Origin of the sequence: Streptomyces thermoalcalitolerans, assembly GCF_039525155.1 — a bacterium.
Lineage (GTDB): Bacteria > Actinomycetota > Actinomycetes > Streptomycetales > Streptomycetaceae > Streptomyces > Streptomyces thermovulgaris.
Map to the genome: position 1 here is coordinate 85,840 of NZ_BAAAHG010000008.1, position 24,765 is coordinate 110,604.

Consider the following 24,765-nt stretch of genomic DNA (forward strand, 5'->3'; position numbering starts at 1 on the left):
CCTCCTCAGATCGGGGAAGAGCCCCTACGACGTCCTGTCGGTGGAGGAAGCCCTCCACCGGGACGTGATCGCCACCAACTCAGGCAACCTGATCTTCAGTGATGCCGCTCACAAGATCCTCGAGACGCCGAACACCGAGGTCGTCTCGAACGGCATCCGGACCGTCGTGTCCACCGCGGGCCGGATCAACGAGGAGTACGACGCCTTCGTCGTGCCGCTCGCCAACGCGTTCCGGCCCTCCTTCGAGAGCTCGCTGAAACGGCTGACGAAGCTCATCAGCAAGCTGCGGATCCCGGTGGTGGTGCTGGGGGTGGGCGCGCAGACCGGCCTGGACTACAACCCGGCACGGCTGAAACCGATGGAGCCCAGCGTGCGCGAGTTCGTCTCCGCGGTCCTCGACCGCAGCGCGTCCATCGGTGTGCGGGGGGAGTTCACCGAGCAGTACCTCAAGGATCTGGGCTTCCGGGACGTCGAGGTGATCGGCTGCCCCTCGATGTTCCTGTACGGCCAGGAACTCACCGTGGAGAAGCGGGCGGCGGCGCTGACCCCCGACTCCCGCATAGCGATCAACGGCTCGCACAGCGCGGTACGCGACGGTGGTCTGCACAGGGTCATCACCCGCACCCATGCGCGCTATCCCCACCTGTGCTACATAGGCCAGAACCTCACCGACGCACGGCAGCTGTACTGGCGGGACGTGGATTCCCCGGCGGGCCGGATCACGGAGATGCCGACGCACCCGGACCACCCGATGTACCGGGAGGACAAGGTCAGGGTCTATATCGACCCCGTCACCTGGATCGACGACCTGCGCGCATTCGACTTCTCCTTCGGTTCCCGCATCCACGGCAACATCGCGGCCCTGCTGGCCGGTACACCCGCGACCGTGCTGTGCGGCGACTCGCGCACCCTGGAGCTGTGCCGTTACTTCGAGATCCCGCACCACCGGCTCGACCGGCTGCCCGAGGACGTGGATCCGGCGCGGCTGTACGAGGAGGCCGATTTCACCGCGTTGCTGAAGGGCCACCGGGAGCGGTTCGAGCGGTTCACGGCGTTCCTGGACAAGAACGGCCTGGAGAACACGTTCACGCACGGCGACAGCGGCGCGGCCTTCGAGGCACGCCTGCGTTCACTGTCCTTCCCGCCGGGCATCCGCCCGTGGAACGACGCGGACGTCGCCTCGCTCACCAGCCGCTTCGGCTGGCTGCAGAGCCAGATCACCGGACTCTCCCGGGAGAACGCCCGGTTGCGCCGGGAACTGGCCCGCGCCACCAAGGCGGCCGCACCGGCGCCGCCCGCCTCGGTCTACCGCCGGGCCCGCCGGGCCGTCGGGCGCCCCCTCCGCCGGGCTCTCCATCTCCGGTCGGGTCTCCGGTCGGGCCGCAAGTAACCTCCGGCAGACGCGGGAGGCACGGCGGGACCGCCCTCGCCCGGGCAGGTCCCCGTGCCTCCCCCGTACGGCCGGAGCCGGTCCCCTGCGGCCGGGTTCAGGCGGCTGCCGTGGTTCCCCTGGAGGAGAGCAGACGGCGGAGTCTGCGGATGACCCGGCGCGGGAAGGACGGGGGCGGCGTCCGGCGCCAGCCCGGGAACGAACGGGCCTCACGGGGTCCGGCGAGGTAGACCCAGTCGGGTATGCCGGCCTTCTTGGAACGGAAGTGGGGGTAGGCGAGGTAGAGGCGCGTACCCCGCTTCTCCAGAAGGGCGTCGGGCTTCCGCTTGGCGCCGACGAACTCCACGACGTCGTCGAGGAGATCCAGCCGCTGCTGAGCCACCAGGTGCAGCCGCAGCCGCTCGTGGACCTTCAGGAGGCGGGCGACGCCCTCGTTCCAGTGGGCGTCCATCAGCGGCTTGGCCAGCTCCAGCTTGTGCCGCCGCACCTCCTCGGTTTCCTTCAGGAACCTCGGCCCGAACTGGGGCAGCACCGTGATCAGGAAGGGCCGGATCATGAGCGAGTCCCGCTTGGGGCCCGCGGGCACCATCTCGGCGATCAGGTTCATCAGGGCGCGGGCGGAGTCGAAGCGCAGGGTGTAACTGCCCGACTTGGTCACGTGCTTTCCGTCGGTGCGGCCGACCAGGTAGTAGCAGGTGTAGTCGGAGATCACCGAGATGCCGTCGGCCCGCAGATAGGCCTCCATGGTGAACAGCGCGTCCTCACCGGTGAACAGCGACTCGTCGAACCGCATGCCGTGCCGCTCCAGCAACTCGCGGCGGAACAGCTTCTGGGCACTGAGGGTGAACTTGATGTTGGAGGAGAAGACGTCGGTGCGCTTCAGCGTCTTGCCCCACATCGACTTGGGCGCGTTGCGATTGACGCCCTCGACCCTGCCGAGGACCACGTCCGTGCCGTTCTCGTCGGCCATGGCGACCATCCGCTCCAAGGCCTCCGGGCCGAGCCGGTCGTCGGCGTCGAGGAAGAAGACGTAGCGCCCGACCGCCTTGCTGAGGCCGACGTTGCGCGGGCCGCTGGGACCGCCGGAGTTCTCCTGGCGGATGACCGTGACGGGCATGGGGGCGCGGGCGGCGAACTCCTCCAGGTACTCCCCGGTGCCGTCCGTGGATCCGTCGTCGACCGCGATCACCTCGATGCGGGCCGGGTCCAGGGTCTGGGCCTCGACACTGGCCAGGCACTCGACCAGGTACGGCATCGCCTCGTAGGCGCCGATGATCACACTGACATCGGGCTGCGCCACGGCCTCACGCCCCTTGGCCTCACGCCCTTTTGTCACAACTTCCTCCAGAGCAAGGAGTTCCACCGCGTCAGTCTCTGCTTCTGAGCTCTCCTTCTGAGAGTGATCACCGGGACGGCCGGTTGCTTCGAAACCGGGAGCTGTGGCAAGTGTCACGCGGTGAATGCGCAAAAGGTAAATGTGCGGAGAGGACGGCGGGCAGCACGGGCGGGAAACGGCGAGGCCCGGCACCGGGAGTCGCTTTCCCAGTACCGGGCCCCTCGCCTCCGGCGGCTGTGTCAGCCCGCCGCCGCACCGCCCGTCCCGGCCACGGTCCGGCCGTCCGAGGCCGTCCGCTGCCCGGGCAGCGCGTTCGCCGGGGTCGCCGACCCCATGGCTTCGGCCGCCGCGCGCGTGGCCTGGCCGAGATTGCGGGTCTCGGCCTTGAGGGCGAGGTCCGCGATGGCCTTGTTGAAGCGGTCGATGGACTTCGGCTCGTCCGGACCGAGCAGGTACTGCCGCAGCTTCTCGCGCTCCTCGGCCAGCGGATCGGCCGCCGGGTCGCGCACCGCGGCGAGCAGCTCGTCGAGTTCGTCCGCGCTGTTGGACAGGATCACGGCGGCGCGCACCGCGGTGTTGTTCTGCTTGAACTTCTCGGCGCCCAGCCCCGCGGAGTCCGTGACCGCGTACGGCTTGCCGCTGGCGATGAAGTCGGAGACCACGCTGGAGATGTCGGAGACCATCGCGTCGGAGACGTTGAAGCAGTCGTACAGACGCGGCTCGGCGCCGGTGATGATCCGGTGCTGCCAGGATTCCTGGGAGCGCCAGTACGCGGCGTTCCACTCGGCACGCAGCCGGGCGATCTCCTCGTGTCTGGCCATGTCGACCAGGCTGTCCCGGGTGGCCTCGGCCTCGTCGGCCTCGCCGCCGGCCGGGCCCGTCAGCTCGGCCAGCCGGGCCTCGATCCGGGACAGCTCTGCCTTGGCCTTGGCCTGGGCGGCGGTGTCGGTGGTGAACCGCGGGTCGGCGGCGCGCTCGGCGGCGGCCTTCTCGATCAGGGCGGTGATCCTGTGGTGCGCGGCCTTGGCCCGCGCGCTGCGGGTGCCGGTGAAGGGGTGCGGCTTGTACAGGACACGGACCGGCGGATCGGCCTTCACCAGCTTCTTCACGATGTTCTCGCCCGCGAGCATGAGGGAGGTGTTGCCCGGGTTGTCGTCCCAGCCCTCCCAGGTGGGCGCGTACAGCACGGTCGGGATACGCCCCTCGGGCACGCCCTGCCAGCTCTGGATGGGCGCCAGCTGCGGACGGCCGACCTCCACGATGTCCTCGTCCCGGACGCCGACGTCGGCGATGGCGTAGCGGTCGCGGCCCGCGCGACCGGCGGTCCACACCTCGTCGTACACCTTGCTGAACGGGTTGACACTGGCGATCTTGTCGCTGTCGCCATGGCCGATGAAGACGTGCTTCATGGTGGGCACGCGCAGCATGTGGATGTTCTTGCCGACGTTCGCCGCGTACAGCGCGACCCGCACCGTGGACAGGTCCATGTTCATCAGGTGCACCCCTCCGGGCACGCAGATGACGGGGACCGTGGTGGGCGCCAGCTTCTTCAGGATGACCCGCTCACGCAGGATGATCAGCGGCCGGGTGTCCAGCCGCTCCATCGTGTCCAGCCACATGTTGACCTGGTACGCGGAGTCCTTGGAGCCGGAGAAGTACAGCACCGTCTCGGGCCGGTACTCGCGCAGCCAGTCGTCCAGGGCCGCGAGGACCTTCTCCGCCTTCGGCGGGATCCGCCGGCCGCGTACGTACGGCGTCAGCGCGAGGACGTAGAAGAGGGAGAGGACCAGGCTGACGGCGATGCCGGCGTAGGCGAAGAGGGAGTTCCGCACCGCCCCCGTGACCAGGACGCCCGCGACCGCGGGGAGATCGAGGTGGAGCATCTTCTCCGCGGACCGGTTCAGCAGGCCGCGCGGCGGCGCGTCCGGGATGCGGATGCGGGAGGCCAGGTCGATGTTGCGGGTGGCGACCGGCATCCGGCGGCGGTTGCCGATCAGGGTGGTCAGCACGCTGTGCGGGACCTGGAGGCCGTACAGGGCGACGAAGCAGGCGGTGGTGACGTAGAGGAGAAGAGTGTCGTCGAGGCCGAGGCGGGCGATCAGCAGGACCAGGAGCAGTTGCCGGACCAGGAAGCGGGTGGACAGGCCGACACGTATCTTGTCCAGCTGCCTGATCAGGTAGCTGCCCTTGCGGTCCAGGTAGTGGTCCGCCAGGTACGTCACAGCGGCCGCGGCCGCGAAACCGTACACGTTCGAGACGAGCGCGGCCACCATGAGGCAGGGAAAGCCCAGCGCCATGAGGGCCGCCGCGGCCAGTTCGGCCGCGCTGCCCACCCGGGCGACGCGGATAGCGGTGGAGATCACGGGAAAACCTGCTCTGGGAGGGGTGCTGGTTTGTCACTGCGGGTCGTGAACCGCCGGAAGAATCCGCAGACCCACAGAATTATCGGAAAAAGGACCTGTTGATGTGCCGTGTGAATTATGCAGTTGTGGGAACGGCATGAAAACTCACGGACTCAGGCCTCTGTGAATGCTCGGCGAGCGGGCAGCCACAGAGGCCTGGCGGGCGGATGTCTGTTCAGCAGGCGATCATGCCACGCCGTCCTCGCGGTCGAGGACGGCGGCCAGCGCCTGTTCGAACCCCGAGGCCTTGGAGGCACTCGCCGTCGGGTCCTGCTGACGCACGTCGATGACGTGTCCGGTCAGATCCGACAGCAGCACGTCGAGCGAGGTGCGGGCCACGGCCTCGGAGGACAGCAGCGTGCCCGCGGGCTCCTGGCCGAAGGCCTTGGTACGCATCGGCGTGGCGGTGCGCTCGGGATTGATGCAGTTCACCCGGACGCCGTCGGCGGCCCACTCGTCGGACAGAGCCTGGGTGAGATTCACGATGGCCGCCTTGGTGGAGGAGTACAGGCTGTACTCGGCGCGGCCGCGGGTGTAGCTGCTGGAGGTGTACAGCAGCAGCTGGCCCTTGGTCTCCGCCAGGTACTTGTAGGAGGAACGCGCGATCTGCACCGGGGCCAGGTAATTGACCTTCAGCGCCTCCTCGATGGTGGCGTTGTCGGTCTCGGCGAGCTTGCCGATGCGCAGCACGCCCGCGGTGTTGACGACGTAGTCGATACGGCCGGTCTCGGCGTACGCCCTGGACAGCGCGTCGTCGACGTCCTCCGGGTTCTCCACGTGGGTGCCGGTGGTGGAGCGGCCCAGGGCGTAGACGTTCGCGCCGTAGGCCCTGGCGAGTTCGGCGACGTCCTTGCCGATGCCGTAGGAGCCCCCGAAGACGACGACCGTCTTGCCGGTGAGCTGTTCGCGGTAGGCCTCCTCACCGTTCTGCTCGGGAGCGGCGGTCGAGGCGAGCTGGAAGAGCTTGTCGGCGATGAAGACGTCGACGGGCTGGGTGACCTTCATGTTGTACTCGTCTCCCGCCACGACGTGGATCGGCACGTCCGGCAGGTACTTGAGCACGACGGAGCAGTCGTCGGTGGCCTGGAACTTGGGGTCACCCTCCGCGATCTCGTAGGCGCGGCGTATGGTGGACAGTCTGAAGGCCTGCGGGGTCTGGCCGCGGCGCAGGCGGGAGCGGTCCGGGATCTCGGTGATGAACTCGCCGTCCTGGCCGTGGGTACGGGTGACGATGATGGTGTCCGCGGAGGGGATGGCCACGTCGACGGCCTCGTAGCGCTCCAGCGCGGCCACGCAGTCGTCGATGACGCGCTGCGACAGCAGGGGGCGTACGGCGTCGTGGAACAGGACGTTGAGGTCCTCGCCCTCGGCCAGGCCCTCGCTCAGGGCGGCGATGGCACGCTTGGTGGTCTCGTTCCGGGTGGCGCCACCCTCGATGATCCGGGAGACCTTCGTGAACCCGGCCTTGGCGACGATCTTCTCCACGTCCGGCACATAGCCCGGCGCCATCAGCACGATGACGTCGTCGATGGAGTCGGCCTTCTCGAAGGTGGTCAGGGTGTGCTCGATGACTGCCTTGCCGGCGATCTTCAGCAGCTGCTTGGGGATTGACAGGCCCACCCGCTGGCCGGTGCCGCCGGCCAGGATCACTGCGGTGGTACGTGGCTTGGCTACGTGCTGGGACACAGGTGACCTACCTTGGGGCAACAGGGAATGCCGAAATGCTCCCACTTGGGGTTAGCGCTGTGCAAGGTGGGTGCCTTCCGGAGCAAATCCAGGCGCAACCTGTCATTCACTTTGCACGGCCAGTGATTAATATCAGGACAAACCGGACAAAATTCCCACACAAAAAGTTGTGAGTAACCCCACAACAGCCTGCCGGGAAGTCCTCGGGGAACACGAAAAGAGCTCGCCGGGCAGTGCGATGCCGCGGAATTCCACAGGGGCGTTCCGCGGCATCTCGCTCTCGTCCCGCGACGGGGTTTTCCCGAGTCGTCCGCCTAGAACGGCTCGAAGCCGTCGCCGTCGTACCCGCGCTCGGCTTCCTCGCGTTCCGCCTGCCGGTCACGGCGGCGCTGGGCGGCCGGGCGGATCTGCTCGAAGCGGTGGTCCTCACCGCGGCGGCCGAGCCTCTCCGCACCCGTCATGATCGACGGCTCCCAGTCGAAGACGACCGCGTCGTCCTCGGGACCGATGGCGACGCCGTCGCCGGGCCGGGCACCGGCCTTCAGCAACTCCTCCTCGACACCGAGGCGGTTGAGCCGGTCGGCGAGATAGCCGACGGCCTCGTCGTTGTTGAAGTCGGTCTGCCGCACCCAGCGTTCGGGCTTCTCGCCCCGCACACGGAAGAGGCCGTCGCCCTCACGGGTGACGGTGAAGCCGGTGTCGTCGACGGCCACCGGCCGGATGACGATGCGGGTCGACTCCTTCCTCGGCCGGGCCGCACGCGCCTTCGCGACCAGGTCGGCGAGCGCGTACGACAGCTCCTTGAGCCCGGTGCGCGCCACCGCCGACACCTCGAAGACACGAAGGCCGCGCGCCTCGAGGTCGGGGCGGACCATCTCGGCGAGGTCCTTGCCGTCAGGGATGTCGATCTTGTTCAGGACGACGATGCGGGGACGGTCGTCGAGGCCGCCGTACTGCCGAAGCTCCTCCTCGATGACGTCGAGGTCGGAGACCGGGTCGCGGTCGGACTCCAGGGTGGCCGTGTCCAGTACGTGCACGAGCACGCTGCACCGCTCGACGTGCCGGAGGAACTCGAGGCCGAGCCCCTTGCCCTTGCTGGCGCCCGGAATGAGACCGGGGACGTCGGCGACGGTGTAGACGGTGGAGCCGGCGGTGACGACACCCAGGTTGGGGACGAGGGTGGTGAAGGGATAGTCCGCGATCTTCGGCTTGGCGGCGGAGAGGACGGAGATCAGGGAGGACTTGCCGGCGCTCGGGTAGCCGACCAGGGCCACATCGGCGACGGTCTTCAGCTCCAGGACGATGTCCTTCACCTCTCCCGGCTCGCCCAGCAGCGCGAAGCCGGGCGCCTTGCGGCGGGGGGAGGCCAGCGCCGCGTTGCCGAGACCGCCCCGGCCGCCCCGGGCGGCGACGTACGAGGTGCCGTGTCCGACCAGGTCGGCGAGGACATGGCCCGCCTTGTCGAGGACGACGGTTCCGTCCGGCACGGTCAGCACCAGGTCCTCGCCGTCCTTGCCGGAGCGGTGGCCGCCCTCGCCGGGCTTGCCATTGGTGGCCTTGCGGTGCGGGGAGTGGTGGTACTCCAGCAGCGTGGTGACGGACTGGTCGACGGTGAGGATCACGTCCCCGCCGCGCCCGCCGTTGCCGCCGTCCGGACCGCCGAGCGGCTTGAACTTCTCGCGGTGCACGGAGGCACAGCCGTGGCCTCCGTTACCCGCGGCGACATGGAGTTCGACGCGGTCCACGAAGGTGGTCATGGTGAAGTGCCTCCTGGGAGTTCTCCCGGCCGGCGGCCGGGGAGGTGGGGAATGTCTCCTGCTCAACATGCGAAAGGCGGACCCGCCTTCCCGCCCGGGAAGTGAGGTCCGCCTCGCGAAATGTCCGGTCCGAACCTGGGTCAGGCGACCGGGACGATGCTCACGACCCTGCGGCCGCGGCTGGTGCCGAACTTCACCGCACCGGCCTGCAGCGCGAACAGCGTGTCGTCGCCGCCACGGCCGACACCGGCGCCCGGGTGGAAGTGGGTGCCGCGCTGGCGGACCAGGATCTCACCCGCGTTGACGACCTGACCACCGAAGCGCTTCACGCCGAGCCGCTTGGCGTTGGAGTCGCGACCGTTCCGGGTGGACGATGCGCCCTTCTTGTGTGCCATCTCTCTTCAGTCCCTTACTTCGCGGCCGAGGGGATCGACGTGACCTTGATCGTCGTGTACTGCTGACGGTGGCCCTGCCGACGACGGTAGCCGGTCTTGCTCTTGTAGCGCAGAATGTCGATCTTCTGGCCCTTGTGGTGGTCCACGACCTCGGCCTGGACCTTGACGCCGGCCAGCACCCACGGGTCGCTGGTCACGGAGTCGCCGTCGACGAGCAGCAGGGTCGAGAGCTCGACCGTGTCGCCGACCTTGGCGGTGGGAATCTTGTCAATCTCAACGATGTCGCCGACAGCAACCTTGTGCTGGCGACCACCGCTGCGCACGATGGCGTACACGCAGATCTCACTCTCTCGCTCGGGAACGGCACCCCCGCAGGCCAGCCGTTCTGCGACACGCGCGAACGGCCTCTCCCGGTCACGGCCCGTACGGGCCCGGTCCCGGGAGGAAGGGGTTTACGGGGATGTGGCGGGTCTGGGGACACGCCGACGGTCAAGATTACGGGGCCCGGCCTGGGGGGGTCAAACCAGGCCGGGCCCCGTGGACCGTCTACTGCTCGGGACGCCCAAACGGTGCAGCCGTACCTCGACGCCGCGCTGTCGGGCAAGGTCGGCGACGCCCTCGATCGCGGCGGTCAGCGTGGGGGCGAGCCGGTCCAGCTCCGATGCCCGCCGTTTCCCTGCCGGGCGCCGTCTTCACGGCCTCCCAAGCAGCACGGCAGGCCTCTCCAGCGGACCGGCCTGCTCGTCGTAGTCGACGATCCCGTCAAGCGGGAAGGCCTGCCGGTTGCTGCGCGCGGCCAGGTCCAGCTGAGCAGCGACCGAGATCAGGTCCCCACGGGCTTGGCGCGGAGCGCCCCGGTCCTCCGGCTCACCAGGATCTCGGCCGGCAGGGCGTTCCAGTGTTCCTCACCGTCCAGCATCAGTCCTCCGTCTCCAGCGCGGCCGGCGGGTATCTGCCTCCTGCTCGCAGGGTGCTGACACAGCACGTCACACAGCTGTTGTTGCCGTAGCTGTACGGGCCGAGACCCGCCCCCAGGGACTTGAACCGCGCCTTCATGGCAGTGCAGGCGTCGGGCAACCGGAACATGAGCTGCTCAATGCTCGGCCCGGCTGCTCGCCCACCGCCTGGGCCGAGGTGTCGATGCCCCTGAATGCCTGCGTGCCCTCAGGGGCATCAATCACCTGTTCCGTCTCCAGGGAACAACCGTCGTCCAGCTCCCCTGCTTCCCTCCAGGCAGGTCATCGCACTCGATACGACCGACGACGGCACTGACGACCCACCCGTCGCGGCGGCAGTCCGCTGACGTTGCCGTCAAATGACACAGAAGCCCCACCGAATGCACTCCCGATGGGGCTTCTGGCACATGCAGGGAAGTTCCCGCCCGCAGTTGCACAAGCGGACGAATCAGTGCAGAGATCTCTCGATCAGCCCTCTTGCTCCAGTGCAGCACGGATTCTTGCTGCTTCGGCACGAGCAGCGGCCGCTTCGGCCGCAGCCCTCTGGCGATCTTCTTGGTAGATCAGAACGCCAGCCAGCGAATCCAAAGCGTCTGCAATCCTTTCCCGCCACGCGGCAAAGGATTCGGTGTCGTGCTCATCCCTGGGCCTTTCGGATCGCACTTTTCTCAATCTTTGAAGTGCGGCGCGCAACTCTGGAGAGACAGGCACGAGACTCACCCACGTCCACCGATTAGAGGCAAGAACCGCCGACAGGCAGGGCATGGTCCGATCAGCTCGCCATGTTCCTCAAGTGGAAACGCATTTCCTCTGGTGCCACCACCAATCTTGACGGACTGGTATGTCGCCCCCTCCAGCGGGATACCGTCGTTCTCGAACTGAATGGCACACCCAACTTCCCCGCATCCACCGTGATGTCCGGAGTCAGCTATTGCCCTCGCTGTCTGCGGAGGCATTGCACCAGTGCGCGTATCTACTGCGTAGGCGAATCGGACATGCTCTCCATCCGCGGACGTAATCTTCGTGGCGACATTGGGGCGCGATTCCGGTTCTATCTTCAGTGCCTCGTCTGCGAAGTCGAGCAAGTCATCATCGGCCTCGCCACAGTTGTGAACGAGGACCGGCGTAGCCTCTGCCAGCACATAGTACGTGTGGACGTCCTCGACCGTCAGGTCGTGCGTGCGCTGGCGCTTGTCGAAGGCGTGAATGGCCGTGAGTTCGACCGCCTCGCCGTTTGCCGTGTGCAGGCGCATGCCCGGCTTGAGGTCGCCGGCCTCGATCCAGGCCCGCTCCGAGTCGGACCAGAAGGGGTGGGTCGTGGTGGAAACCAGCTTCTCGGCCTTGCCGGAGCGGCCCTTGACCGTCAGATCGACGAAGTGCTTGTCGTCCTCGGTGACGATGGTGCCGACGATCTCACGTACCGTCGTCTTCCCCGTCTTCGGGTCCGTGGCGGTGATCCTGTCGCCGAGCTTCACCTTCTCGATCGGCTTGGTCTTGCCGTTCGCCAACAGGACCTTCGTACCAGGCAGGAAGCTGTGCTTGCCCTTGCTGGGGCACGAGCCGGCGTCCTCGGATGCCCCCTTCTTCCTGAGGGCCTCCGCGGCCTTCTTTCTGGCGTCCGCCAGTTTGTCCTTGGCCTTGGCCAGGGCGGTCTTCGCTTTGCCGAGCGCCTTGTTGGCCTTCCACAGGTCCTTGACGCCGCCGATCAGATTGCTGACCAAACCGGTCACCCGCTTCGCGAGCTTGACGCCCTTCACCCAGTTCCACGGCGTGCCGTATTTCGCGAGGATCTTGCCCGCCAGGCCGCCCGCGAAGCTGCCGGCGATGTTGAGCAGGGTCTCGCCGCAGGCGCCGACGTCACCGCTGGAGATGCAGTCGAGGGCCGCGTCGACGCCGAGGATGTCCCGGACGATCTTGACGAGGGCCTTGCCCGCCGACTTGATGCGCTGCTTCGCGGCAGCCTGCTGCGACTGCGCCGCCGCGACCTTCGCGGATGCCTGGTCGACCTTCGACTGGGCCTCCCCGACCGGGTCCTTCTTCTCGACGACGGGCTTGCCGCCGCTGCACTTGAGCAGGCCGAACCAGCAGTCCGGAATGATCATGCCGCTGGGGTCCGCGTGCGTGACCGGGGAGTTGTTGGCGTAGGCGTAGCCGTTGATCTGCTGGGGCTGGGTGTAGTCGATGATCGGGTCGACAGAGATGAACTTGCCTATCTGGGGGTCGTACTCCCGCGCCCCCAGATGCGTCAGACCGGTCGAGGCGTCGATCGTGCCGCCGACGAAGCCCTTCTCGCCCGGCCAGGTGCCGGTCTTCTCGCCACGCTCCACACCGAAGGGGTCGAAGCGCCGCTGGGAGATCGCACCCGTCGCCGCGTCGATCGCCAGCTCGCCCGTGCCGTGGTGGTCGGAGGCGATGAAGGACAGCTTGCCGCCGCTGCGGACCGCCACGGTCCGACCGGCGTACTCGTAGTAGCGGGTGGCCTCCTTCTTCGTGCCGTCGGCCGACAGCTTCAGCTCGGTGCCCGGCAGGTAGACGGTCGTGCCGGAGGGGTCCTTGCGGACGAGACGGTCGCCGGAGCCGTCGTACAGGTACGAGGTCTTCGCACCGCTCGCGTCGGTGACCTCGCTCAGCTTGCCCGTGTCCGTCCAGACCAGGGACTGCGTGTTGCCGCCGATCGTGCGCTTGACGGTGTTGCCGGCGGCGTCGTACTCGTACGTCGACTGCCGGTCCCCGGTCGGGGTCTTCTCCACCACCTTCGTGACCTGGTGCGGCCCGTTGCCCTGGGCTCCCGCGCCGCCGTACTCGTAGGTGCGGGTGATGTTCTTCGTGGCGTCCAGGCCGGTGTCGTGGATCGTCTCGGAGACGCGGTTGCCGATGGCGTCGGTCTCGTACGACTTCCAGTACGGGGCCGGACCGCCGAGCGCCTTCGTCCCCGGGGCGGCCTCGCACGCCTTCGGACCGGTGCCCTCCAGCGGCGCGGTGGACCCGCGCGATCCCGTACCCGCCGCGTCGGCCGCCGACGACGCCGGCGTCCACGCCTCCGCCAGCCGCTGCCGGCTGTCGTAGGCGAAGCACTGCACGTCCGGCGAGGCGGAGTTCGCCGTGTCCGCGATGGACAGGACGTTGCCCACCTGGTCGTAGGAGTAGTTCGCCTCCTTGGCCGGGGCGGTCGCGCCGTAGACGTCGACCACCGAGCGGGTCAGCCGGTCGGTGCCCGTCTCGTAGTCGAAGGTCTGCCAGACCTTCTTGCCGCTGCCGGTGAACAGTTCCAGCTGCTGCAGCCGGCTGTTCCTCGAGTAGACCGTGTCGGTGACGTACGACGTGGCGCCCCTCATCGTCTTCGGACGCTGCAGGGAGTCGTACGTGTAGGTCAGCACCTCCGCCGGCAGGTCGCCGATGGCGGGCAGGCCGGAGGACTGCAGGGTGCCGTCACGGTTGTACGCCGATGTGAAGACGTACGTGCCGGCCAGGTCGCCCTGCGACGCCGGGACCTGGTACGCCGTCCTCAGCGGACGGTAGAAGTCGTCCATCGACTGGACGACGCTCCCGAAGTACTCCGTCGGCGAGACATAGCTCAGGAAGGCGTAGGCCTGGCCCAGCCAGCCCGCCTTGTCGTACCTGGTCTCGGTCAGCTTGGTGCCGGTGTCCGGGTCGCCCTGCCAGGTCGACACCACGCGGCCGAGCTTGTCGTAGACCGTGGAGATCTTCTTGTTGCGGCCGTCCCAGGTGGCCACCGGCCGGTCCAGCTCGTCGTACTCCGTGCGCGAGGTGCCCGCGTCCGGGTCGACCGACTTGATCCTGCGGCCCAGCAGGTCGTACTCGTACCGCCACACGTTGCCCTTGGCGTCGGTGACCGTCTCCAGCTTGCCCGCGGGCGTGTAGGTGTACTTCGTCGAGTCGTACGGCACGCCCACGCCCGGGGAGGAGCCCCGGTAGTGGCGGATCTCGGCGACGTTGCCCTGCCCGTCCGTGACCGTCGTGGTGGGCACGCCGCCGGCCGGCGGGTCGACGTGGGTCATCTCGCCGTCGTACGTGGTCGTGGTGCGCCACTGCTCGGCGCCGCCGACCGCGAAGATCTGGGCCGTCATCCGGCCCAGGCCGTCGTACTCCATCAGGCTCTGCGCGCCGACCTCGCCGTTGCGCACGAGCAGCAGCTCGTCCGACGGCGCGCCCGCCGCGTTGTAGGTGGAGTTGGTCTTCTTGACGTTGCCGTTGCCGTCGTACCAGGTGTCGGCGACCATGCGGGTGCCGTCCGGACCCTCGGTCTGGATCTGCCGGGGCCTGAGCAGGCTGTCGTAGAGCTGGTACTCGGCGCCGTAGGAGCCGTCGTTCTCGATCTTCTCGGTCTTGATCGAGGTGACCTTGTCCTTGCGGACGGTGTACGAGTACTTGATGCTCGGCGTCTGCTGCCTGGCCCGGTCGGGCAGCCACACCGAGATCAGACGGCCCAGCGCGTCATAGACGAGGTCCGTCCGCTTGCCGTTCGGGTCGGTCTGGCCGGTGGACATGCCCCAGGCGGGGGCGTAGTCGGTGGTCGTGACGTGCCCGAGCGCGTTGGTGAAGACCGTCTTCGTCAGCAGACCGTTGGTCTCGGTGTAGGCGATCCTCGTCTCGTTCTGCTTGGCGTCCTTCTGGGACAGCGGGCGCCCGTAGGAGTCGTAGGTCGTGGTACCGGTGACCTGGTACGTCGCCGTCGTGCCGTCGTGTGCGACCAGCCGCTCGGTCTTCGTCGCGTCGCCCTTGACCGGGGCCGCGCCGAACGCCCCGCCGTCGTACGACGTGCGCTCGTCCGCCAGGACCTGCGTCCTGCGGTCCGGGGTGACGGAGCATCTGACGGACACCGACTCGCTGCGCGCGGGCAGCGACAGGATGTTCTTCGCCTCGTTGTCCGCGTACGTGGTGCGGGTGCAGGTGTCGTCCTTGGTCGTCGAGAGGTCGCCTTGGTCGTCGACCTCCACGACCCGGCCGGTGCCGTTCGCGGTCTCGTACTTCGTCGTCGACTTCGTCTCGCGCCAGGTGCCGTCGGACTTCAGGTCGAAGCCTCGGCCGGTCTTGACGCGCACGATCGCCGCACGGGTGGTGCCCCAGCTCCTGGTCTGGGTGGCCGTGTAGTGCTTCCACGGCGTCTGGATCCTCTTGGAGACGAGCTTGTCACCGTCGTAGGTGGCCGCCTCCAGTTCGTGGCCGGTGAACTCCTCGGCGTCCGTGTACTCGGCGCCGGTGGAGTCCTTGACCTTCACCGAACGGGTGCCGCCGTCGGGGTCCTTGTCGCCGTCCATGCCCTGCATGAACGTGTAGTCGACCCGCGTGGTCTGCTTGTCGGGCGTGCCGCTGGTGACCCTGACCTTGCCGTAGCCCTGCCAGTTGCCCCAGGTCAGGTACTTGTCGTCGGTGATGCCGTCCGGCTTGGCCTTACGCCAGGCCGCGTCGCCCAGGTAGGTGTAGCGGGTGACCATCGAGTCGCTGCCGCCGGTGCGGTCGGTCTCGATGACCGCCGAGACGACGTACTTGTGGAACCAGTCCGTGATCGGGTCGATGTGGCCCGGCGGGGCCCACTTCACCGGGTAGCAGCGCTTGGTCGACTCGCCCGGCTCGGGCAGCGCGCTCTTGGTGCACTCGGCGGGTGCGTAGTTCACGTCGAGCTGGGCGCCGGTCTCGCTCAGTACCGTCGAGAGCCGGAACCGGTGGAAGGGCGCGATGTTGTCGCCGATCGCGTCCACGCGGTTGGCGAGCTGCTCGCCGAACAGCTCCACGGCCGGCAGCCTCACCGCCGTGCCGGCGCGGCCCTCGTGCTCGATCTTCGACAGCCACAGCGTCTTGGAGTCGTCGCCGTTGTCGGTGAACAGGTGGGTGAAGGTCCAGGCGTCCACGTCCTGGTAGCTCGTGGCGTCCTTGCGCATCTGCGTGACGACCGACGTCAGCCGCTTGGTGGTCCAGAAGGTCTGGACGGACGAGGTGCACTTGGTGCCGGACTTGCACTCCAGGTCGACCGGGACGTCCGGCCAGTGTGCGGCGTTCGCCTTGGTGCGCTTGCTCTCGGCGCAGTCGAAGCCGTCGGTGGGCAGGCAGCGTTCGGCGGTGTTGAAGACGACGCGGGCCGGGGCCTTCGCCGCGTACACCTGGCCGTCGCGCTGGCCGTAGTCGATGCGCTTGAGGTAACCGCCGCGGTGGTACGCCGTGCCGTTGACGTCCGTCTTGCCGTTCAGCGCGTAGTGGTTGGTCTCGCGCTCGTAGAAGTAGGACATCACGTTGCCGTGGGTGTCCTTGACGTAGTCCAGGCTCCAGCGCCACGCCTGCCGGCAGTGGGCGTCGGCGAAGGTGGCGTCGTAGCAGGGCTCACCGGAGTCGTCGCCGAAGACCGGGGCCGTCCAGACGGAGTCGGTCTCCTCGTCGCCGGTGGCCCAGCCCGGCAGGCGGTTCAGGCCGAAGTAGTACTCGGTGCCCTCGGGGGTGGTGACCTTCCAGTACTCGCCCTTGTCGCCCGAGCCGCCCTCGTCGCCGTTGACGGCACCGGTCAGCTTCTCGACCCTTGTGCCGTCGTCGGCCGACAGGTGCCACTCACCGGTGGTGTCGTCCTTGACCAGCTCGCCGGCCATGCCGTCGAGCATGATCGTGGCGTTGTCGAACGCCCAGCACTGCTCACCGGAGTTGCTGTGCCCGTCGTCGGAGCACGGCTTGTAACGGCGCTCGATGTAGCCGGGGTCGTACGAGAAGCCCTCGCCGATCCAGGAGCCCTGGTTGTTGGTGGCCGAGGTGCGTCCGTCCGCCGTCTGGGAGGAGTAGCCGATGCCCACGGTGGGGACCAGGCCGCCCGGGGTCGGGACCGTGCGCAGCGGATAGTTCCAGTTGAAGGCGCCCGAGGAGGTGGACACGTTCCAGCTGGCCGAGGGGGACAGGGCCGTGGCCTTGTACGTGCCCTGGGCACCGGACGGCCCCGCCTCGACCGCCACCAGGGAGGTCGCCGTGGCCGCCATGGTGGAGACGCCCCCGACGGGGGCCGGGGCGGCGGTCACGTCGGCGGAGACGGTACCGGTCTGCACATCGTTCACCGTGGGCAGCACCTTGGGCTGCTCGGGGCAGTCCTCGCTGCCGGGAACGGCGACGGCGGCGCAGGCCGGCAGCTGGACGAGTCGCAGGCGGGAGGCGTAGGAGCCGCCGAAGCCCTCGGCGAACTTCGAGTAGTCGACGGTCAGGCGGACCTTGGCAGCCCGGCCCGAGCCGTCGGCGCGCCGCACACCGAGCAGCACGCCGGCGCCGAGCTTCGCCGCCCGCCGCGGGTCGAGGACGTCGACGCGCACCGTGTCCGGCGCCTTGGCGTCCTGGGCGCGGGCGGCGGACCTGGCCCTGCCGGCCTTGCCACCGCCGCCGGCCCCGGCGGCGAGGACCGTGACCGGCAGGCCACCCGCTTCCGCGGTGGTCCCCAGCTTCACCTCGGCGCCGCCCTGCCGGGGCCACACCGCCTTGTCGAGCCCCTTGACCGCGGCCTTGCGCGCCGGATCGGTGGGGCGGGGTCTGGGCGTGGCGGCGAATCCTTTGACGGGATCCCCGTCGTCCTGGACACCGGGGCGGCTGGTGCGGCCCCGGGCACCGTCGTCGAGCGCCACTGCCTGGACGGAGGACGCGGACAGCGCGAGCGAAAGCCCGAACACCGTCATGGCGACCGCCCGTCTGGGCACGCGGCGGCTCAGTGAGCGGCCACGGAAGAACATCGGACAACTCCCTGGTCGAAGGAGAGAGGTCGAAGGAGAGAGCCCCCGGCGTCCCCGAGGGTCCGGCGGACTCGTGAGGGGCCGGGGTGGCCGGACGCCGTGCGCCCGGCCGCCCCGGGACATGAGTGAGGGGACATCACATGTCGGGCAGCGCCGTCAGCGCGGCCATCTGCTGCACCGCCTCCTGGTCGGCCGCCCCGCTGTAGACGCGCACCTCGTCGACGGCGCCGGCGAAGTACTCGCTCGCCCCGCGCAGCGAACGGCCCACCTGCAGGCCGCCGGTGGCGGGCCACAGGGTGTCGTCCGTGCCGTGGGCGCCGGCGACGAGCTGGCCCTGGACGTACAGCCGGATCGAGTTGGCGAAGGCGTCGTAGACGACCGCCAGGTGCTGGCCGGAGCCGCCGGTGTCGGGCAGTTCCTGGTCGTCGGTGAAGGTGACGACCTCGGCGCCGGCGGTGTCGGTGGTGGCGACGGCGAGTTCCCACTGGCCCGTGGCCGCCTGGTAGCGGACCTGGACACGGTTGGCGTTGGCGCCCGGCAGCGACAGCACCGTCTGCGACTTCTCCGGGTCCAGCGAGGAGAGCTGGGCGCGGACGGCCACAGTGAAACTCCTGTCGCCGGTGACCGGCGGGGTCGCGGTCGACGCGTAGTCCCCGTCGCCGTCCAGCACCAGGTTGCCGTCGCCGACCAGTGCCGCGATGTCGAACAGCGGGTCGGCCGGGCGGTAGATGAAGGCGTCCCCCGCCAGGGTGAGCGCCTGGCCGCCGCCGGTCTCGGCGGAGACGCCGTTGGCGGCGTCGTCGAGCTGCCAGTAGCCCTTGCGCTCGGGCTTGACCGTCATCAGCTCGGCGACCTGGTCCGCCGGCAGGACCCGGTCGAAGACGCGCACCTCGGCGATGTCGCCCGTGAAGTGGTCGCGGTAGCCGGTCTTGGCCGTGGCGCGGCCGATCTGCAGCGGACCGTACGACTTCCAGACGGACCGCCGCTGGGCGACGCCCTTGGAGTCCTTGTTGATGTAGAGGCGCAGTTCGGGGCCGCCGCTCTTCTGCGCGTCGTACACACCGGTCAGCAGCACCCACTGGTCCTTGACCACGGACACTCCGGTGGAGACGGCCTTCCACTCGCCGAGCGAGTCCACGTCGTTGACCGGGACGGAGAACTTCCAGGTCTGCGCGGACGCGTCGTAGCCGAGGGTGAAACCGGGCTCGCCGGTGCCGTCCTGGCTGACGACCGCCATGTCGCGGTCCAGCGCGGTGGGCCGCACCCAGGCGCTGACACTGAAGCTCCTGGCGGTGTCGAGCACGGTTTCGTTCACGTCGAGGTACGACTCGGACGTGCCGTCGAAGTGTGCCGCCCTGTCGGCCTTCCCGCCGGGGCCGTCCACACCGAATGTGACGGCGGTGCCCGCGGTCGCCGCGTACTGGCCGCTCTCCTCCTCGGCCTCCGCGCTGCCCGGCTCGTCGGAGAGGTTCCACTGGCCGACGACCGGCTTGCCCTCGCTCACCAGGAACTCGTAGTGGGCCTTGCTGCTGGAGTGCCCGGCCTTGTCGACGGCGACCACGTCGACCCAGTGCCGCCCGGGACGGGCCGGCATCCACGACACGGTGACGGGACCGCCGGCCTCGCTCGGGGTGAGGGCGGTCGTCGGGTCGGCGGTGCTGTCGAAGGCGTACAGGTACTTGACGACGTCGGTGTCCGGGGCCGAGTCGTTCGGGTTGGGCGCGAAGGTGAAGGTGCCGTAGGTGCCCACGCCGTCGTGGTAGACGGTGTCGGACGGGTACTCCTTGGACATGACGACCGGCTTGCCGGGCCATGTCTTGTCGTAGACGAACTCGCAGCGCTGCGCCGGGTCGCCCTCCCAGCTCCACGGGCCGTAGCCGTCACCGTCGTAGGCCCGGGCGCTCCAGTAGATGACGGTGTTCTGCGGGATCGTCGACTTGACCGTGTGGGTGAACCTGGTGCTGCTCGTCGGGGAGAGCCAGTCCGGTGTGGTGTAGCTGTAGGACTTGGCCTCCTGCGTGACGGGGTCGGTCCACTCCACCTTGAACTCGACCTTCACCTTGTCGGTCTGGCCGTTGCCGTGGTCCGGGTCGCTCGCGATGGCCTGCAGCTTCGGCGGCACGTCGGTGTACGGCCGGCTGGAGCCCCACGTGCACAGGCCGCCCGGGTCGGTGAACATCTCGGACGTCTTGATCTGCCGCGGCAGGCTGTTGTACTTGATCGACAGATAGGCGTTGCCGCAGATCCGCTTCCACTCGGCGAAGCGGGTCTCGTCGGCCGCCCTGAGGCCCAGCGTCATCGAGTTCCAGCCGTTGGCGGCGGCCGTCTTGATCTCGCTGGTCAGCTCGCCGCTCGCCCCGCTCTCGAAGTGCAGGTTGGCCTGGCTGGAGCAGGAGGTCGGGGAGATCGCCTTGTCGACGGTCTGCAGGTGGTCGGACCAGTCGTCCTTGGTGTTGGACCAGTTGCTGGACGACGTGATCGTGTAGTTCTTGCCGCCGATCCGGTACAGGCGGATGGGCTCCGCGGTCGGGGTGGCGCTGTAGATGTGCTCGACCCGGGCGGAGAAGGTCGCGCCCAGGATCTGCTTCCCCTTGTAGAAGGACAGCGGCATGGTGAACAGCACGCGGCGGACGCCGACTCCGTTGCAGGAGACCGGGCTGTAGTCGGTGGGGCACCGGCCGACGCCCGCGCTGCCCGAGTACTTCCAGTCCTGTGCGCTGGGCTTCCCCGACATGACGCCGGTCCAGGCGGTGCGCGAGGTGGTGCGCTGGATCGGGTCGATGACGACGGGGAAGACGGTGTCCGCGTCCTTGAGGAACTTCTGGTCGGGGATGAGGCTCAGCCTGCCCTTGCCGACCTCGACGTCCAGCGGCGCCACGCGTCCGCCGCCGCCCGGGCCCTCGAGGGCGGCCTCGGGGGCCTGACGCGCTCGGGGGCCGGCGGTCGGAGTGGCCGCGGCGGCGCCGTCGGCCGTGCCTGCCGCGGCGGCTCGGTCCGCCCCAGCCGCCGCAGACTTCAGTGCCTTTGTGACGGCCTTGGGGCCCTGCGTCCGGGCGGCGGCCTCCAGGACGGCGGCCGAGTCCCACATGGCGGGCCTGCCGGCCTGGAAGACGGTGCCGCCCACCGCGGAGTCCTCGGCGGTGATCGCGCCGGAGGGGTCCTCGGTGACCTTCAGGCCGTCCGTGGTCATCCCCAGGTCGAGCCGGGCCAGCTTCGGGTTCGCCGCCGCCTCCGGCGTCTTGACCACCAGCAGATGGCCGAAGCCGTCGGGTTCGGCGCGGACGGTCAGGTCGACGCCGGGCAGGGCGTCGGTGTAGGTGGCCGTGTTCCCCTCGACCCGCGGCGCGGGCAGTTTGCCGTACGGCCAGGTCAGGGCGAACTCACGGCCCGCCCGCCGCATCGTCACGAACGGTTTGCCCGCCTGCCCGGCGGAGATGGTGAGGTCGACCGTGGTGGCCCTGGGCCCCCAGCTGCCGTCGGCCCGTTTCACCAGGGTCGCGTCGATGTCCGTCCATGTGCCGTCCCGGACCGTGCGGACCGGTTCGGTGTACTCGCGGGCCGTGAAGGTGCCGTCGGGCTCGGCGAAGATCTCCCTGCGCTCGGTGCGCAGTCCGACGACCTCGGCCCTTTTGCCGCTCTTCCTGGCCATGGCCAGGGCCTGCTGCTCGGTCTGCGCCGGCCGGCCGACGGCGGCCGGGGCCTGATCGCGTCCCGCGTCCTCGCCGCCGTCCGGCAGGGCGGCCAGGCTGCCGGCCACCACCGCGCCGGCGACGGCGGCCGCCACGACGGCACGCCGCAGCACGGCTCGCCGTATCGGTCTTTGTCTGTCTGCGGACACGCGTCCACTCCCCCCAGTTGCTTCCTGCAGGTCTCGGAAATCCAGCGGCCGGGCCGGACCCGGCGGAACACGGCGAGCGGCCTGCGAGGCGTCACCGCACCGCGGCGCCGAGGGCGACGCCGCCTGCGCGGACACCGCCCTCGCCGGTCCTGCCGGGTCCGGACGGCGCGAGAGCGCGACGGTCAGCCGACGGCCGCGCCGAAGGCGACGTCACCAGCCGGAATGCCGCCCTCCCCGGGCTTCCACGTCCGGATCGGCGCCTCGCCGGAGGCCACGGTCCACGGGAAGGCGTAGACCGCGTGCCCTCCGGCCGGGCCGTAGGACACGCCCACGTACAGCTGTGTGGACAGGGCACTCAGGGAGAGGCCGGTGAACATGCGCGGTGCGGGCTCGGACGGAACGCCGTAGCCGGGATCGATCCAGACGTCGGAGGCCCCGGGCGCGCCGACCATCGGGACGATCTGGACGCCGCCCTTGTCCGCGTGCTCCTCGGAGGACTCCTCCCCGGGCACGCCGATGGCGAGCCGGGTGGTGGTGGCGGTGGAGGTGGTGTTCGGTGAGGTGTTGACCGCGGCGAGCCGCTGTCCGAAGAAGTCGCCGGCCTCCGCCTCGCCCTCGACGTCGGTGGTGTTCTGATCGGCCCAGGCCGTCTCCGTGACCGTGCCGGCCGCGGTGATCCGGAAGATGAGAACCGCACCCGCGTCCACGGTGGTCGACAGGTCCTCGCCCGGGACACCGACGGCGAGCAGCGACTCGGTGGTGGACGTGGCGCCCGGGGGCCGGTACGGGACCATGGCGAGGGCGGCACCGAACTGGTCGTCCACCTCCGTGCCCCCGGTGACGCCGTCCGTGTCCTGGCTGAGCCCCGTGAGCGGCTTGGGACGGCCGGAGCTGAGCGTGTGGCTGAACAGGTTCACCATGCCCGCGAAGGTCGTGCTCCCGATGGCCTCGCCGGGCCCGCCGACCGCGAAGTGAGTCGGCGTCGCGGCGATGGAACTGCCGAGGCGGTCGTCCTGCTCCGCCACGCCGGGTACCGCGCCGCCGGTCTCGGTGTCCTGGTTGACGCAGACGACCGTCTGCCCGGTGCCGTGCACGTAGCAGAAGCCGCCCGCGTCCTCGACCGTGCCGATCGACTCGCCGGGGACGCCGATGATCAGATAGGGGGTTCCGGTCGAGGTCTTCCCGGCAGCCAGCGCGTATCCGACCCAGTCACCGGCCTCGGCGGAGCCTCCCAGCGGCTTGCCGCTGCCCTGATAGAACTCCTTCGCGGCCCTGCCGCCGGCGTTCAGCCCGCTGGGAGAGCCGTAGAAGACGTGCACCGAGCCGGAGTCGGCCTCGGTGCCGATGTCCTCGAACGGATTGCCGACGACCAGGTCGCTGCAGCCGTCGAGGTCCGCGTCGTAGATGGCGAGCGCGTAGCCGTACCGGTCTCCGGACTCCGGTACTCCCGGCACGTCGGGCATGGACTGCACGAGCGTGAGCGTGCCCTTGCCGCCGCCGTAGACGACGTGCACCGCGCCCGCCCGCGGCACGCCCTGGTCACTCGCCTCGGGGTCGGAGATCGCCGTGTCCCTGATGCCGTCGCCGTTGAAGTCGGACTCGACCCCCGAGGGACACGCGACGGCGGCTGTGGCGGATGTCCCGCCGGGTCCGAGTCCCCAGGCCAGTAACGCTGCTGTCAGGACAGCGGCCGCGGTGTGCCGCCACCTTTCCCCCACCCTTGACACAGATGCCCCACAGATATCCACAGATAAAGAGGACCTAAAAGGTTGAGCGATCATCTCTCTGCTTGAAGTGGGCATGCAATATCCGCAACAATCCCACCCAAGTGACGAACGTCACATGACGGTCGCATGCCGTCCACCCCAGCACACGGTGCGCGGGGGAGAGCCGCCAGGGGCGGAGTCCGCCACGGCCGGGTGTCCGCACGGGCGGCAACCGCGCGCTGCGGAACCACGTCCTCGCCCTCGCCCGCACCCTCGTCCGCGCCCTCGCCACCGGTACCGACCGCGAGGCCGTCGTCGCCGGTCTCACCCCGCCCCGGAGCTCCGGCGTCGCCGATCGCGGCCCGGTCCGGCCCCAACCTGCGCTTCATACGGCCGGACCACCGAGGTCAGGAACCACTCCGAGCTTCCGCGGGGCCGACGGCCCCGGACCCGGCCCGACCGGCCTGCCGGGCGGTACCGGCGGCCGGCGGAACACCCCGGCCGGTGATCGGCCCCTGGACAGGGCCGGGAGAACCGGCGGATGCGGCCCCGGAACGGAAGGCGCTGCCGTCGGGCACCGGCGGCTCAGGCCAGGTGGACCGTGTCGGTGGCCCCACCAACCGTGCCCGCCCCGCACGCCACCGGGGCCCGTGAAAAGGGGGAGCCGGACGGGGACGGGTGGAGGATCCGCGACACCCGGCAGCGGGGACGCGGGCGCACAAGAGCCACGGCGGCGGCATGCGCGTGGCGAACGTCATACGACAGCCTTCTGCCGTCCGCAAACCCGCAGCGTGCGCGCAGGGGCGGCGGAAGGCGGGCACGGAGTCACCCGCAAGGGGGAATATGCTCGCTGCCGAAGCCAACAGGGGAAGGCAGCCAAGGTGAACTACAGGGTCCAGCCCAGCGCCCAGGTCGACGAGAGTGCCGAGATCGGTGCCGGAAGCAGCGTGTGGGACCTCGCGCAGATCCGTGAGAACGCCCGCCTGGGCAAGAACTGCGTGATCGGCCGCGGCGCGTACGTCGGCTCGGGCGTGCGGATGGGCGACAACTGCAAGCTGCAGAACTACGCCCTCGTCTACGAGCCGGCCGAACTCGGCGACGGCGTCTTCATCGGCCCGGCCGTCGTCCTCACCAACGACCACAACCCGCGCTCCGTCGACCCCGAGGGCAAGCAGAAGCGCGCCGGCGACTGGGAGGCCGTCGGTGTGAAGATCGCCGACGGAGCCTCGATCGGCGCTCGCTCCGTGTGCGTGGCACCGCTGACCATCGGCCGCTGGGCCATGGTCGCCGCCGGCGCCGTCGTCACCAAGGACGTCCCCGACTTCGCCCTGGTCATGGGCGTTCCCGCACGCCAGGTAGGCTGGGTCGGCCGGGCCGGCGTACGACTGATCGAGCGGGCGGGTGAACCGGGTGTCTGGGAATGCCCGCGGACCGGCGCCCTGTACGTCGAGAAGGACGGCGTCCTGACCGAGCGGGCCGTCTAGGGAGTGTCGTGTGGATCGTGCCGTGAGTCGCGGGATTCGGCACGCACTCCCCCACTGCCCTGGACGGGCGTGGGGGCACCCCCAGTGGCGTTGTCGTCACTCGCCG

At 69.4% G+C, this 24,765-nt stretch carries 12 protein-coding genes; 2 read left to right on the forward strand and 10 right to left on the reverse strand.

All coding sequences use genetic code 11. The features are described 5' to 3' along the window. The first annotated feature begins 40 nt into the window (after nucleotides 1-40). Complete coding sequence (locus ABD224_RS07585) at nucleotides 41-1,390, forward strand: polysaccharide pyruvyl transferase family protein (protein WP_425580933.1); 1,350 nt, start codon at nucleotides 41-43, stop codon at nucleotides 1,388-1,390. Between the two features lie 97 nt (nucleotides 1,391-1,487). Here ABD224_RS07585 and ABD224_RS07590 read toward each other — a convergent pair whose 3' ends face one another. From ABD224_RS07590 to ABD224_RS07635, 10 genes are all read right to left on the reverse strand, one after another. Further along, entirely contained in the window at nucleotides 1,488-2,690 is a 1,203-nt protein-coding gene (locus tag ABD224_RS07590) for a glycosyltransferase family 2 protein (RefSeq protein ID WP_344048220.1), read from the reverse strand. Between the two features lie 275 nt (nucleotides 2,691-2,965). Next, nucleotides 2,966-5,089, reverse strand: a complete 2,124-nt coding sequence (locus tag ABD224_RS07595) for a hypothetical protein (RefSeq protein WP_344048223.1) — start codon at nucleotides 5,087-5,089, stop codon at nucleotides 2,966-2,968. 225 nt (nucleotides 5,090-5,314) lie between these two features. After that, nucleotides 5,315-6,814 (reverse strand): D-ribitol-5-phosphate cytidylyltransferase, encoded by a 1,500-nt coding sequence (locus ABD224_RS07600; RefSeq protein ID WP_344048225.1) that lies wholly within the window; start codon nucleotides 6,812-6,814, stop codon nucleotides 5,315-5,317. Between the two features lie 314 nt (nucleotides 6,815-7,128). Beyond that, nucleotides 7,129-8,571: a GTPase ObgE gene (obgE, locus tag ABD224_RS07605; protein ID WP_344048227.1), complete on the reverse strand. Its 1,443-nt coding sequence runs from the start codon at nucleotides 8,569-8,571 to the stop codon at nucleotides 7,129-7,131. 140 nt (nucleotides 8,572-8,711) lie between these two features. Beyond that, nucleotides 8,712-8,966 carry a 50S ribosomal protein L27 gene (rpmA, locus tag ABD224_RS07610; protein WP_067389879.1) on the reverse strand — a complete coding sequence of 85 codons (255 nt, stop codon included), beginning with the start codon at nucleotides 8,964-8,966 and terminating at the stop codon, nucleotides 8,712-8,714. Between the two features lie 14 nt (nucleotides 8,967-8,980). Beyond that, nucleotides 8,981-9,301, reverse strand: a complete 321-nt coding sequence (gene rplU, locus ABD224_RS07615) for a 50S ribosomal protein L21 (protein WP_067389876.1) — start codon at nucleotides 9,299-9,301, stop codon at nucleotides 8,981-8,983. Between the two features lie 583 nt (nucleotides 9,302-9,884). Then, the gene (locus ABD224_RS07620) at nucleotides 9,885-10,052 is read right to left on the reverse strand and encodes a hypothetical protein (protein WP_344048230.1); all 168 of its coding nucleotides are present in this window, start codon (nucleotides 10,050-10,052) and stop codon (nucleotides 9,885-9,887) included. Between the two features lie 586 nt (nucleotides 10,053-10,638). After that, nucleotides 10,639-17,631, reverse strand: a complete 6,993-nt coding sequence (locus tag ABD224_RS07625) for a polymorphic toxin-type HINT domain-containing protein (protein WP_344048232.1) — start codon at nucleotides 17,629-17,631, stop codon at nucleotides 10,639-10,641. Nucleotides 17,632-17,767: 136 nt separating this feature from the next. Next, on the reverse strand, nucleotides 17,768-21,469 hold the full coding sequence (locus ABD224_RS07630) for a LamG domain-containing protein (protein ID WP_344048234.1): 3,702 nt from the start codon (nucleotides 21,467-21,469) through the stop codon (nucleotides 17,768-17,770). Nucleotides 21,470-21,651: 182 nt separating this feature from the next. Continuing rightward, complete coding sequence (locus ABD224_RS07635) at nucleotides 21,652-23,187, reverse strand: FG-GAP and VCBS repeat-containing protein (RefSeq protein WP_344048236.1); 1,536 nt, start codon at nucleotides 23,185-23,187, stop codon at nucleotides 21,652-21,654. A gap of 869 nt (nucleotides 23,188-24,056) precedes the next feature. Here ABD224_RS07635 and ABD224_RS07640 point away from each other — a divergent pair. Beyond that, entirely contained in the window at nucleotides 24,057-24,659 is a 603-nt protein-coding gene (locus ABD224_RS07640; RefSeq protein WP_344048238.1) for an acyltransferase, read from the forward strand. Nucleotides 24,660-24,765: the final 106 nt, after the last annotated feature.

What these genes read in the sequence shown, in the direction of transcription:
- obgE (WP_344048227.1), bottom strand. Translation starts at nt 8,571, where the DNA reads ATGACCACCTTCGTGGACCGCGTCGAACTCCATGTCGCCGCGGGTAAC.
- rpmA (WP_067389879.1), bottom strand. Translation starts at nt 8,966, where the DNA reads ATGGCACACAAGAAGGGCGCATCGTCCACCCGGAACGGTCGCGACTCC.
- ABD224_RS07620 (WP_344048230.1), bottom strand. Translation starts at nt 10,052, where the DNA reads ATGTTCCGGTTGCCCGACGCCTGCACTGCCATGAAGGCGCGGTTCAAG.
- ABD224_RS07625 (WP_344048232.1), bottom strand. Translation starts at nt 17,631, where the DNA reads ATGTTCTTCCGTGGCCGCTCACTGAGCCGCCGCGTGCCCAGACGGGCG.